Origin of the sequence: Azospirillum sp. B4 (genome assembly GCF_000333275.1) — a bacterium.
Taxonomy (GTDB): Bacteria; Pseudomonadota; Alphaproteobacteria; order Azospirillales; family Azospirillaceae; genus Nitrospirillum.
On record NZ_BACU01000029.1, the window covers coordinates 1 to 12,926 of the forward strand.

Below are 12,926 nucleotides of genomic sequence, written 5' to 3' on the forward strand. Positions count from 1 at the left end.
TGACCGTCGAGTACGACAACATCCAGGTGGATGACCGCATAGTCGTCTTGAGCAGCTTCACGGTGACCGCGGCTGACGTAGTGGCTCAGAGGGCGCTGGCGATGGTGGTTGTCGGCGGCCGCGTGAACTACATCGCCAATGGCTTCGAAACCCGCACTTTATGCGTGGACATCGTCGCCGGCTAGACCTTCGACCTGGTCGAAGCAGGTGAATTGCACGCCATGGAGGCGATGATCATCCGCCACGCCGTGTGGCGGAAATCCGACGCCGGAGTCCTAGGCTTGGGCGAGATCTAGGATCTGCTGAATGAAAGCTCGTACTATCGTTTCACCCTGAGTGGCGTGGGGTACGTGGGCAAGTTCAGCATCCTGGGCCGCGTCAACTATTTCGACGCGTGGGATGACAACGTCTGCATCTGCGGCACCTTGTGTCTGGGGAAGAACTTCGACCTCGCTTGTATCTTCGACGCCAAGGTTTCTCACCCGGTGATGGAAGACCTGACCGCCATTATCGGTGGACACAACGTGGGCGATGAATACACCGTCAAGATCATGTCGGAGTTCTGGACCTATGGCGTGGGCCAGCAATATTCCTTCAGCAGCCCCTACGGTTACGACGGCGGCTATTACTACGTGCGCCTGAAGTACGATTTCTGACGACAGGAACCACCCGCCCCCGCGCGTAACATTCGTGTGGAGGCAGGCGTTTTCAGTTCCCTTCCTCGGGTTGGCCCCCTGGAAGGTTCCTTGGGGCCGCCGGACTTCCCGCCGGCGGCCTCTTTTTCATCCCCTCAGGCGCCGGGCGCCAGCATCCGCTGGCTTGGCTTGTCCTCGATTCAGGACTGCTTCAGCAGTCCAAAATCTCCGGCGGCCCCCGTCGGGGCCTACAAGGTCATGAACTGGCGCTTCATGACCTTGGCATTCGTCCCTAACCGGCGATGGCCGCCACCACCTCATCCTCGATGGCCTGCTCGCTCAGCAGGCTGCGCATGAAGCCCTGCAACTGGCCGCTGTTGCGGATCTTGGCGTAGCCATAGAGCGTGGACCATGCCACCACCATACGCCCCTCCGCCGCCACCGGCGACAGGTCGGGGTGGGCGGCGCGCAGGGCCGACAGGGTCATGTCGTAGACGGTGCGCACCGCCTGGGCCAGGTCGGGGTGGGGCTCCAGGTCGGCGGCCAGCCGCGTCTCATACATCAGGCGGAACAGTTCCGGCCGGCTGCGGGCGAAGTCCAGGAAGCCGCGCGCCGTGGCCCGCCATCGCGCCTGGGGATCGGCCTCCGTCCGCGTCATCTCATGGTGCGCCGCCATCAGGGCGCTGTACCCCTCCACTGCCACGGCGGCCAGCAGGGCGTCGCGGTCGGCGAAGTGGCGGTAGGGGGCGGTGCGGCTGACGCCCACGGCCTCCGTCAGGTCGCGGAAGGACAGGGCCTCATGCCCCATGCGCTCCACCGTTTCCAGGGCGGCGGCCACCAGCGCCTGGCGCAAGGCGCCGTGGTGATAGGGCGGCTTCTCGGGCTGATCCATCAATGTTGACACCTGTTACTTAGATGTTGACGCACGTCACATTCATATCTACCGTCACCATCGGCGGCGATGGAAGGCCTGGCGGCCTTCACCCCGCGGATCAGAACAAGAAACCGGCGCCGGACGTTCCCGCCTGGACATGAGGCGCCTGGGGAGGGGCATCATGGCGTTCCTGAAGAACATTTGGTACGTGGCCGCCTGGGATGACGAGGTGGCGCCGGGGCGGATGCTGAACCGCCGCCTGCTGGGCCAAGCGGTGCTGCTGTTCCGCGACGCGGATGGCACGGTGCGCGCCATCGCCGACCGCTGCCCCCACCGCTTCGCGCCCCTGCACCGGGGCACGCTCAAGGACGGGGCGGTGCACTGCGCCTATCACGGCCTGGCCTTCGACGGGCGGGGCGCCTGCGTGCTGAACCCGCACGGCGACGGCACCATCCCCAAGGCGGCCAAGGTGACCTCCTACCCGGTGGTGGAGCGGCACAGCGCCGTCTGGATCTGGATGGGCGACAGCGCCCTGGCCGATCCCGCCCTGATCACGGATTTCAGCTGCATGGACAAAACGGCCTTCCACGTGGGCAAGCGCTACCTGCACGTGAAGGCGAACTATCAGCTGGAAACCGACAACATCATGGACCTCAGCCACATCGAATACCTGCATGCCGGCACGCTGGGCAGCGACGCGGTGAAGCGCGCCGCCCTGGACGTGGCGCAGGACGGCGACGTGGTGTGGTCCAAGCGCGTGACCAGGGCCGAGCGGCTGACCCCCTATCTGGAACAGGCCATGGGCGTGCCGCCGGGGCAGCTGGTGGACCGCTGGCTGGACGTGCGCTGGACGGCGCCGTCCAACATGCTGCTGCTGGCCGGCGCCACCGCCACCGGCCGCCCGCGCGAAGAGGGGCGGGAGACGCCGACCATCCATCTGTTCACGCCGGAGACGGAAACCACCACCCACTACTGGTTCGCCATCAGCTTCCCCCAGGCGATGGGGGAGATGGGCAAGGCGATGGCGGAGGAGCATATCGAGGGCCTGTCCATCCCCTTCGCCACCGAGGACCTGCCCATGCTGGAGGCGCAGCAGCAGTCCATGGGCGACAGCGACTTCTGGGCGCTGAAGCCCATCCTGCTGGCCGGCGACGGCGGCGCGGTGCGCGCCCGCCGCGTCATGGACCGGATGCTGAAAGAGGAAGCGGCGACCGCGACAGTGGCGGCCTGAGCGTCAAGGGAAGCTGATCCCGGCCGCTGGCACCACCTGGATGCGGCGGTCGGGATGGGCGACGTTGGCCAGCGCCCAGTTGTGGTGGGCCACCACCACGGCCGGCGGCGTCGGCCCATCCTCCGTCGTGTGGGCATCCGCCGCCACGGTCACGGCATAGTCCCGCGACAGAGCGGCCCGCGCCGTGCTGTCCACGCAGATCTCCGTCTGCAAGCCGCAGATAACCGGGTGCCGCGCGCCCAACCGCTCCAGCACCGCCGCCAGGTCGTTGCGGTAGAACCCATCCGCTGCCCGCTTCTCCACGATGGTCTCACCGGCCAGGGCGCCACCGCCGGATGGATGGCCCAGCCCTCCCCGCCCTTAGCCAACGGCGGCCACTGCTCCTCGCAATGCTGCAGATAGACTACCGGCGTGCTGGCCGCGCGGGCGCGGGCGATCAGATCGGATATCACCGCCAGCACCTCCACCTCGCGGTAGGCGCCGCCGACGATGCCCAGTTGGACGTCGATGACGAGAAGGACGGTTTGGAGAGCTTGGCTCATAGAAGGTCATTCAGGAAAATGAAAATATAAGTCTCGAAGAATTCTTAGAGGCTAAAGCCGGATGAAGAGCCATTATCCAGCCATTGACATGATCTTCTTAGCCACCAAATGAACATATGTACTCGGATTTTCAGATCCATCTCCACGAGATAATGACAAAGATTCTTCAGATCTCTGAATGGCAACCTCCGCATTATTTACCAATTGCGACATTAAATCAATTTTCCCTTTATTATATTCAGGTATATGCTCCTTAATCTTGGACACCAAGGCATCACAACAGGATCGCCCTTTCTCCGCGACGAACGGCTTCGTCGTAAACTCAAAATGTAAAAGAACCCAGTATTCGAAGCATGGATTTGACTTAATCGCTGTTATTTTAATTGTCCCGCGTTTCCGGCGCCCTATACCATCGATCTTAGAACACGCCGTCTCCAAGTTCTTTTTTCGTTCCTCCGTTCCCTCCCTATCAAACACACAATATATATGATCGTATGGCCCATCGTGTTTAGCATATTCAAGTGCTAAACTGAGTACGTTACATGGATCTGTCCCAAAGACATCGCCTGAACCCTTTACTTTTACGTTACGAGCTCGATGTAATTTAGCCAGAGCATTAAAATAATTCGGTTCTGTCTTTGAACCTTCGCAAACTATGAGTATTCGACTAAGAGGCTCCCTCGATGGCGATACCCTTGAAAGCTCCTTTTGTTGCTTCGGTCTTCTTAGGAAGAGATGCCCGTTATTCCTCATATTCCTCCACACCCCTAATATGCGGAATACCCCCGTATCTTCCCGCTAGGTATGATTTATGTATAGCGTCGTTTTTTCGTATTTTAAATGAAGATAAAGGATAGATCTGAGTAGCAAAATTTTCATCTTTCTCCGTAAGATAAATCTGATCGTGGTGTAATAGGCGATGAATCATTATGCCCGCCTCATGAGAAGTGAACAGTATTTGACCAAGACCACGGTTCATATCAGATCGATAAAAAAGCGAAATGAGATGCTGGAAAGCCAAAGAATGAAGATTATTGCTTGGCTCATCGATGATGAGAACATATCCGTTTTCAAGAGTCTCAATAATTGCCGATGCAAGAGAAAATATTCTTTGAGTTCCGTCAGACTCCTCACTTAAAGGCAAATAAACCATTTTCCCAGTCTTGTTTTTCCTACCAAAAAAAACGTCAGACATCTTACTATTTGTGAATTTCCTCAAGTTTTCTTTGAAACTTTCCACGAAAATGGAAAGAGACGATTCGGGAAAATCCTTTTCATCAACCCGAATTTCTTGGACGTCGATATCGATTTCGTTCAAGAATCGAACGACTTTTTTAGAAAACTCAGGAGAACGGCACCGCCTCGCCGTGTGGGGGGTCATATCAATGAAATGCTGCAGCACTCTCAGTTTTATCTTGAACCAATCAAATGCATCATTAAAGTAATCCGCATTTAATTGGACCGCAGTCGATAGAAACAACGCATTTTTCCTGGTAGATGCCTTCCATATCTCTTTTTGACCCTTTATATTCTGGTTTATATACCATTCATAATCATCTATTGACTCATTATACAGACGCTCAAACCATCTCTGCACCCTCCCCTCATTAGGAGAAACATAAAGCCATTCCTCCCAAACTTTATTTTTATCTACAACAAATCCGTATTGATATCTGTTTCCAGAAGACAGGAAAACAATTTCAAAATGACTCTTTCCGTCTTCACCATCAACGTCAAAGGCAAAATTATTAACGTCAATTAAATCACCGCTCTGTAATTCTTTTGCGGACCCGATGATAAATCGGCGCATAAAATGAAATGCACTTATGATGTTCGATTTTCCGGTACCGTTTGCCCCGTAAATCCCAACCGCCTTAAGCACATAGGGAACCGTTCTGTGCCCCGTCTCAAAGCTATAGTGTCTGCGAACATCCGAGGAACTCCCCGCAGCCATCGAAATAGCTTGAGTGGATGAAACCGACCGGTAATTGGATACGGAAAACTCAATTAGCATGCTACCCCCAAGCTGACCGGTGTTAACGGCCATATTTTGCACATTCCACGCAAAAATACCCCTTTAAAATACTTTCCATGCTCAGCGTTAGAAAACTATCCGCCAAACCGTTAGCCTCTCATCGCATCTCTCGATTTCCCAAATGCCTGCCCCCGCGCCAGGGTGGGACCGTTGCGTACGCTGGCGCCCAGGGGTGGCCGGCGGGCGGCGGGAGGAAATGACGGGAGCGAACGGGCCCCGTGGCGGACGGCCCCGAGCGCCGGCGCCTTTCCCCCTGCATCGTCCCGCCCCGTCCCAGGCCTGGTGCCCATCGAGACCAGAGGCCATGAGACCCCATGTTCGAATACTTCCCCAAGAATTACGTCTGGAACCTGTCGGTGGACATCGCCATCGAGTCCGGCGCCCAGATCGGTGAGATCGATGAGATGTGCCGGCCGCTGCGCGACGCCGCGGCGCGGGGGGAGGACGCCGGAACGGGGGAGTTCCTGAAGCACTGGGTGGCCATGGCCGACAAGCTGGTTGAGCTGGCGGACGAGGACGAGGCCCGGGGCCGCAACTTCTCCGCCGGGACCAAGCTGCAGCGCGCCTCGCTCTATTACACAACGGCGGAGCGCATGCAGGGCCACGGCCATCCCGGCCGGGGCGACACCTACGCCAAGGCGCAAGCCAGCTTCCGCCGCGCCATGGCCCTGGGCCGGGAAAACGCGGAGCGTATCGAGATCCCCTACCAGGGCGGCATCATCCCCGCCCTGTTCACCCGGGCGCCGGGCCCGGGGCCCAAGCCCGTGGTCGTCTACGTCAACGGCCTGGATAGCTGCAAGGAACTGCTGTACTGGTCCCGCCTGCCGGAGGCGCTGTTGCGCCGGGGCGTCTCCACCCTGTGCATCGACCAGCCGGGCAGCGGCGAGGCCCTGCGCCTGCATAACCTGCCGGCCACCTACAAGTCGGAGGAATGGGCATCCAAGGTGGTGGACTGGCTGGAGACCCAGCCCGACGTCGACCCCAAGCGCATCGGCATCACCGGCATCTCCCTGGGCGGTTACTTCACCCCGCGCGCCGTGGCGTTCGAGCCGCGCTTCGCCTTGGGCGTCGTCTGGGGCGCCAACCACAACTGGGCCGAGGTGCAGCAGAAGCGCTTGGCGCGCGAGGGCGAGAACCCGGTGCCGCACTATTGGGCGCATGTCAGCTGGGTGTTCGGTGCCACCGACATGGACGACTTCTTCGCCAAGGCGGCGGGCATGAACCTGAACGGCGTGGTGGAGAAGATCACCGTGCCCTTCCTGGTCACCCACGGCCAGAACGATCGGCAGATCAGCCTGGACTACGCCCACCAGACCTATGACCAGCTGGTCAACAGCCCCAAGCGCGAGCTGAAAATCTTCACCCCGCGCGAAGGCGGCATCGAGCATGTGGGCGTGGACAACATGTCCTTCGGCCGCGACTACATCGCCGACTGGATCGCCGAGACGTTTGGCGGGCAGGTGGGCTGATGAAACTCTCCACGCTTCCCAACGGCACCCGTGACGGCCGCCTGGCCGTCGTGTCCCGTGATCTGCGCCGCGCCGCTTACGCCGACGGCATCGCCGCCACCCTGCAGGACGCCATCGAGCGCTGGGACGCGGTCGCCCCGGCGCTGCAGGCGCTGTATGACGCGGTGAATATCGGCCGCGACACCTTCCCCTTCGACGCCGGCCAGGCCCTGGCCCCCCTGCCCCGCGCCTGGCAGTGGCTGGACGGCTCCGCCTACCTCAGCCATGGCGAGCTGATGGCCAAGGTGTTCAAGATCGACAACGTCCAGGGGGCGGAGCCCCTGATGTACCAGGGCATCTCCGACCGCTTCCTGGCGGCGACCCAGGACGTGGCCCTGCCGTCTGAGGCCGACGGCATCGATTTCGAGGGGGAGTTCGGCGTCATCACCGGGGCGGTGCCGCTGGGTGTGACGGCGGACGAGGCCCTGGCCCATGTGCGCCTGGTGGTGCAGATCAACGACTGGTCCCTGCGCGTCCTGGCGCCGCGCGAGATGAAGACCGGCTTCGGCTGGGTGCAGGCCAAGCCGCCGTGCAGCGTGGCCCCGGTGGCGGTGACGCCGGATGAGCTGGGCGACGCCTGGCGGGACGGCCGGGTGCACCGGCCGCTGGACGTGTGGTTCAACGGCGCCCGCTTCGGGGCGGCCGAGGGCGGCGCCATGGCCTTCGGCTTCCATGAGCTGATCGCCCACGCCGCCCGCACCCGCGACCTGTGCGCCGGCACCATCATCGGCTCCGGCACCGTGTCCAACGAGACCTACCGCACCGTGGGGTCCAGTTGCATCGCCGAGCGGCGGGGCATCGAGATCCTGGATGAGGGGCAGCCCCGCACACCCTTCATGCGCCACGGCGACACCGTGCGCATGGAGGTGAGGCTGGCCGACGGTTCAAGCGTCTTCGGCGCCATCGACCAGAAGGTGGTGCCGGTCGCCCGCTGATCAGGGCGCGCCCTCGCCCTGGCGGGGGTTCTGAGGGTGCGTCCAGGGGAAGACATAGGCGTCCTGCGGCTTGGCGGCGGTGGGCGCCGCCTCCCGCACCAGGGGGTGGTAGCCGCCGGCACCCGCCTGCCCCAGGGCCGCCAGCTTGGCCGCCGTGTCGGCGCTGGGCACGAAGGCCTGGTCGGCCAGGGCGTCCACCACCGGATAGACGGCCAGGCGCTTCATCAGCACACCGTCGCCCAGCCCCGGCGTGCGGTGATCCGCCACCAGCGGACAGCCGTCGGCGGGACCCTGCGGCCAGGTCAAGGTGCCGGACGCGGCCTGGAAGAAGTGGCGCCCGCCCGCCGGGGGCGCATGGCGGTACAGATCCACCGCCATGCGCTGGTCGTTCATGGTGTCGCCGTCATAGACCTGCCAGCCCTGGAGGACATGGGGCGGCAGGCGGGCCATGTCGGCATCGCCGGTGCGATAGCTGTACCAGGGCGCCAGCGCCAGGGTGAAGGCGCCCCGCCCGCCCCAGCCCTGCTCCCCGAAGACGCGGGCCGCCAGGAAGGGCACCGCGCCGCCGCCATAGGAATGGCCGACGATGCCCACGCGGGTGAGGTCCATGGCCCGGCCCTCCGCCGCCACCGCCGCCTTGAACCCACCCCACAGGGCGTCGTAGCGCTGGTCGTGCGTGGCGCCAAAGGCGGGATAGGGGGCATAGACGACGACGGCCCCCCGGCTGACCATGTGGCGGATCAGGCCCTCATAGCTGGGCCAACGGTTGGGTCCGAAGCCGTGGGCCAGGAAGATCACCGGGCTGGGGCCGGGCGCATGCTCCGGCAGGAAGACCAGAAGGTCCTGCCCGGCCATGGCGGGATCGGGCACCGGATGCTGGACCATGGCGTAGGGCCCGTCGGCCCCGGCCGGCAGGCCCGGCGGCAGCACCGAACCATCGCAGGCTGCCGGCGCCGCCGCATGCTTGTCCCCCCGCAGCGCCTTCACCCCCTGGCGCGCCGCGAAGAAGCAACCGCACAGGGGCACCAGGGCCGCCAGCACCATCCCTTGCGCGACCCGCCGCGCCACACGCCCCGCCGCCATTCATTCCTCCCAACCCAGGTTGCACGGTGATGTACGGAAGTGGGGGCGGAAAGTTTCCGGGGACAAATGGGGGGGCGGGATTTAATCTAGTTTCCGACCAGTGTGATACCAGCGGCACGAGATTATGACTCGTGCCGCTGTAGGACGCGACTGCGTCCGCCGGAGCGAGCACCGCAGGGCGCAGCGAGGAAGCCAAGGCCACGGATGTGGCCGCCCGGCGATTGAGGGGCATTTGAGCGGTCACGATCAAATGCCATTGGTATGAGGCCGCCATGTCCACCGTTGGCGCATCTGAAGCCAAAACCCATTTGGCCGCCCTGCTCGACAAAGTCGAAGCGGGTGAGGAAGTGACCATCACGCGCCATGGCCGGCCTGTCGCCAAACTCAGCCCCATCAATGGGGGCAAGGACATTGCCTCGGCGAAAGCGGCGGCAACGGCGCTGACGGCTTTGCGCCGTTCAATCGCAGCCAGGAACCATCCCCCCTTCACGGCGGCCGAGCTGGATGACTATAGACGCGAGGGGCGTCGATGACTCTCTGCGTCATCGGGACGTTTTGCGGGCCTGAGGTGCATCAAGCCACCCTGACAAGCGGCGTCCCGCTTATGCTCCCTTGAAACCTCCCGGCTGGTCGCCCTCCCCCATCGCCCCATCCTTGGCCACCGGCTGCAGCAGCACCGGGCCGGGGCCGTCGGCGCCCAGGCGATCCTGCGGGTTGCGCAGGGGGCACTCGGCCATCGACAGGCAGCCGCAGCCGATGCAGCTTTCCAGCTGGTCGCGCAGTTGCGTCAGGCTGTCGATGCGCTGTTGCAGCGAGTCCCGCCAATTGGTGGACAGACGGCGCCAGTCGGCCTGGGTGGGGGTGCGGCCCTCCGGCACCGTTTCCAGGGCGGCGCGGATGTCGGCCAGCGAGATGCCGGCGCGCTGGGCCACGCGGATGATGGCGATGCGCCGCAGAATTTCGCGCGGGTAGCGGCGCTGGTTGCCGCTGCTGCGATTGCCGGTGATCAGGCCCTTGGCCTCATAGAAATGCAGGGTGGAAACGGCGACGCCGGCGCGCTTCGCCACCTCCCCCACCGAAAGCTCGCGCTTCACCTTCACGGGACCGGGCATGGGCGCACCTGAACCTGAATATTGAATGAGGTTTTATAGGCTGCGGCGCGAAGGCCGGCAAGACGGCCTGGCAACGCCCCAACCTTCGCAGCTGCGGCAATCAGCCCCTGCACCGAGGACATAATACAATGCCCTTAAGGCATAGTCCCTGCGGGCACAAATCATTCGTTGTAAGTAAAAATTACATATTACGGCAATGATTTGCGGCCGCATTGAAATGAAATCTTAATTTGCCGCACTGCGGTAGCGTGGCTATTACCCCAGCAATTTCATAACCCTGGGGAAAGAAATGCAAATCCGTCATCTGTTGGGGTCGGCCGCGGCGCTGGCGCTGCTGGCCGGCCTGTCCGTTCCCGCCGCGGCGCAGCAGGCGCCGGCCGCCGATGCCGCCGCCGACGCGGACGTGATGCAGGAGGTCATTGTCACCTCCTCCCGCCGGTCGGCGTCGGAGATCGAACTGCCGACCCGCGAGATCCAGGCCATCATGCCCGGCGTGAACGCGGTGAAGGCCATCAACATGCTGCCCGGCGTCATCTTCCAGAACGCCGACCCGTGGGGCAACAACGAGCAGAACTCCTCCCTCTACATCCACGGCTTCAACGCGCAGCAGCTGGGCTACACCCTGGACGGCGTGCCCCTGGGCGACCAGTCCTACGGCAACTACAATGGCCTGTCGCCGCAGCGCGCCATCATCAGCGAGAACATCGGCCGCATCAGCCTGGCGTCCGGCGCCGGTGACCTGGGCACCGCGTCCACCAGCAACCTGGGCGGCACGCTGGCCGTGTTTTCCGACGATCCCAAGGCGGACGCCGGCGCCCAGGTGGAGCAGGTGTTCGGCAGCTACGACACCTTCCGCACCTTCGCCCGCATCGACACCGGCCTGTTGGACGGCGGCAACAGCGGCTATGTCTCCTTCGTGCGCCAGGACTCGAAGGCCTGGGATTTCAACGGCCAGCAGGGCGGCTACCAGGTCAACGGCAAGTTCGTGCACGCCGGCGACAAGGGCACCTTCAAGGCCTTCTTCGACTGGTCGGACAAGACCGAACCCAACGAGGACGCGACCTCGGTCAGCGCCACGCAGGCCTACCAGCCCTACACCCGGCCCTTCCTTTATCCCGACCTGGCCAAGGCCCTGACCTACGTGGACAGCAAAGGCAACACGCCCACGGCCCTGGGCGCCAACTATTCCAACTATTTCAGCGCGGCGCAGCGGACCGATTATCTGGGCTACATGAGCTATGACTACCAGCTCAGCGACAATCTCACCTGGAAGAACCAGGTCTATTACCACCACGACGACGGCCGCGGCATCGTCGCCCTGCCGATCAGCGGCGCCAGCTCGGTGTTCAAGGTCTACTACCCGACCTCGGACCTGAAGACCGTCCTGGGCAACAGCGGCTATGGCGTGCGCACCACGGAATACATGATCGACCGCGAGGGTGCCCGGTCCAGCCTGAACTACGACCTGGGTGACCACCAGATCGAGGGCGGCGTGTGGTATGAACACAACGCCACCACCACCTCGCGCCGCTGGTACCAGCTGTCGGTCACCAACCCGCTGACGCCTTACGACGTCCCCACCGATCCGCTGTTCACCCAGGTGCAGAGCCACATCAGCAACGACGTGGTCCAGACCTACCTGCAGGACCAGTGGCAGGTGCTGCCGACCGTGAAGGTGCAGGCGGGCTTCAAGTCCAGCCTGCAGTTCGCCAACGGCACCATGCCGGTGCAGCCCCTGTCCGGGTCCTATAGCGGCACGACCGTCAACCTGCCGGAAGGTGAGATCGACACCAAGGAAGGCTTCCTGCCGCAGGTCGGCGCCCTGTGGGACATCACGCCCACCGACCAGCTGTTCGTCAACGTGCAGAAGAACGTGCGCCAGTACATCACCTACGGCCTGGGCGGCGCCTCGCCGTGGAGCCTGGGCAGCCAGGCCGCCTTCGACCTGTTCAAGCGCACCGGCAACCCGGAAACCTCCTGGACCTATGAGGCGGGCTGGCGCGGCGACCACGCGGTGGATCTGGGCCTCATCACCGGCATCGGCGGGCAGATCAATTATTACCATGTCGACTTCAGCAACCGTCAGCTGCTGATCAGCCCGAACTCCACCCTGACCAGCTTCGTCGGCGGCGTCGGCATCCTGCAGAACGTGGGCAGCGTCACCACCAACGGCGTGGACGTGGCCGCCACCGTCCAACTGGGCGACCACTTCTCCGTCTACGACGCCCTGTCCTACAACCACTCCGAATACGACCAGAACTATGTCAGCGGCACCAGCACGGTGCTGACCGCCCGCAAGGTGATCCCCGGCGATCCGGAATGGTGGAACCGGTTCATCGTCAGGCACCAACTACGGCGCTTCGGGGCCAAGGTCAGCGGCGAGTACTACGGCAAGCGCTACGCGACCTACACCAACGACCTGTGGGTCCCCTCCTACTGGCAGTTCAACCTGGAGGCCAGCTACGACCTGGGCGCCATCGCCCCGGGCGTGAAGTCCTCCTCCATCGGGGTGAACGTCACCAACTTGATGGACAAGAAGGCCGCCAGCACCATCACCGTCGGCTCGGCCTCCGGCACCTACGCCATCTACCCCCTGGCCCCGCGCCAGGTGTTCGTGACCCTGAAGGCCGGGTTCTGATGGCTGGATACCACCGGCATGAGTTTGTAACTCATGCCGGTGTAGCCCGCGCCCCGTTAGAGCGGGATGCGATCACGCGTGATCGCATCCCGCTCATAACCTGTTCATGAAAGAGCGGATTTACACGATCAGGTGATTCCACCTGATCGCGTTCCGCTTGTCTTATGAATTTCCGTGCCGACGGGCGACGATGGAATCGCTGGGAGAGGGCTGCACCCCTCTCCCAGCGGCGAGGGACGGATCGAGTGACCGCAGGCTGTTAACGAGCCGAGTTAGAGTTTGATCGCCCTCGTCTTTTCCATTGGCCTGAACGGATACCGGGGAGAAAGCCCC

At 62.8% G+C, this 12,926-nt stretch carries 12 protein-coding genes and 1 pseudogene; 7 read left to right on the plus strand and 6 right to left on the minus strand.

Annotation, left to right across the window (positions count from 1 at the left end; translation table 11 throughout):
* Positions 1-185 (plus strand): hypothetical protein (locus I55_RS36710; protein ID WP_044558577.1); only part of this gene is annotated, 185 nt, incomplete at its 5' end.
* Positions 186-350: 165 nt separating this feature from the next.
* Positions 351-656 (plus strand): hypothetical protein, encoded by a 306-nt coding sequence (locus I55_RS01085; RefSeq protein WP_148293515.1) that lies wholly within the window; start codon positions 351-353, stop codon positions 654-656.
* A 271-nt stretch (positions 657-927) separates the two neighbouring features.
* On the opposite strand, the gene I55_RS01090 is transcribed toward I55_RS01085, so the two are convergent.
* Entirely contained in the window at positions 928-1,527 is a 600-nt protein-coding gene (locus tag I55_RS01090) for a TetR/AcrR family transcriptional regulator (RefSeq protein ID WP_049973716.1), read from the minus strand.
* 163 nt (positions 1,528-1,690) lie between these two features.
* On the opposite strand from I55_RS01090, the gene I55_RS01095 reads away from it, so the two are divergent.
* A complete protein-coding gene (locus I55_RS01095) occupies positions 1,691-2,740 on the plus strand; it encodes an aromatic ring-hydroxylating dioxygenase subunit alpha (RefSeq protein ID WP_044558579.1) in 1,050 nt (349 codons plus the stop codon).
* 3 nt (positions 2,741-2,743) lie between these two features.
* Here I55_RS01095 and I55_RS39440 read toward each other — a convergent pair.
* From I55_RS39440 to I55_RS33975, 3 genes and pseudogenes are all read right to left on the minus strand, one after another.
* Positions 2,744-3,282: pseudogene (locus I55_RS39440) on the minus strand (cysteine hydrolase family protein).
* A gap of 72 nt (positions 3,283-3,354) precedes the next feature.
* Entirely contained in the window at positions 3,355-4,035 is a 681-nt protein-coding gene (locus I55_RS39445) for an RloB family protein (protein ID WP_083900741.1), read from the minus strand.
* Positions 4,025-5,329, minus strand: coding sequence for an ATP/GTP-binding protein (locus I55_RS33975; protein WP_083900742.1), 1,305 nt, complete (start codon positions 5,327-5,329; stop codon positions 4,025-4,027). Before I55_RS33975 ends, I55_RS39445 begins: the two co-directional genes overlap by 11 nt.
* A 302-nt stretch (positions 5,330-5,631) precedes the next feature.
* On the opposite strand from I55_RS33975, the gene I55_RS01105 reads away from it, so the two are divergent.
* Together I55_RS01105 and I55_RS01110 are read left to right on the plus strand one after the other, a co-directional pair.
* Positions 5,632-6,786 carry a S9 family peptidase gene (locus I55_RS01105; protein ID WP_044558580.1) on the plus strand — a complete coding sequence of 385 codons (1,155 nt, stop codon included), beginning with the start codon at positions 5,632-5,634 and terminating at the stop codon, positions 6,784-6,786.
* The gene (locus tag I55_RS01110) at positions 6,786-7,760 is read left to right on the plus strand and encodes a fumarylacetoacetate hydrolase family protein (protein ID WP_044558581.1); all 975 of its coding nucleotides are present in this window, start codon (positions 6,786-6,788) and stop codon (positions 7,758-7,760) included. Before I55_RS01105 ends, I55_RS01110 begins: the two co-directional genes overlap by 1 nt.
* On the opposite strand, the gene I55_RS01115 is transcribed toward I55_RS01110, so the two are convergent.
* The gene (locus I55_RS01115; RefSeq protein ID WP_148293516.1) at positions 7,761-8,843 is read right to left on the minus strand and encodes a S9 family peptidase; all 1,083 of its coding nucleotides are present in this window, start codon (positions 8,841-8,843) and stop codon (positions 7,761-7,763) included. It lies immediately after the preceding gene.
* A 272-nt stretch (positions 8,844-9,115) separates the two neighbouring features.
* Here I55_RS01115 and I55_RS33980 point away from each other — a divergent pair, with 272 nt between their 5' ends.
* Entirely contained in the window at positions 9,116-9,376 is a 261-nt protein-coding gene (locus I55_RS33980; RefSeq protein WP_083900743.1) for a type II toxin-antitoxin system Phd/YefM family antitoxin, read from the plus strand.
* 69 nt (positions 9,377-9,445) lie between these two features.
* On the opposite strand, the gene soxR is transcribed toward I55_RS33980, so the two are convergent.
* Positions 9,446-9,955, minus strand: a complete 510-nt coding sequence (gene soxR, locus I55_RS01120; protein WP_044558584.1) for a redox-sensitive transcriptional activator SoxR — start codon at positions 9,953-9,955, stop codon at positions 9,446-9,448.
* 289 nt (positions 9,956-10,244) lie between these two features.
* On the opposite strand from soxR, the gene I55_RS01125 reads away from it, so the two are divergent.
* Positions 10,245-12,593: a TonB-dependent receptor gene (locus I55_RS01125; protein ID WP_044558585.1), complete on the plus strand. Its 2,349-nt coding sequence runs from the start codon at positions 10,245-10,247 to the stop codon at positions 12,591-12,593.
* The last annotated feature ends 333 nt before the right edge of the window (positions 12,594-12,926 follow it).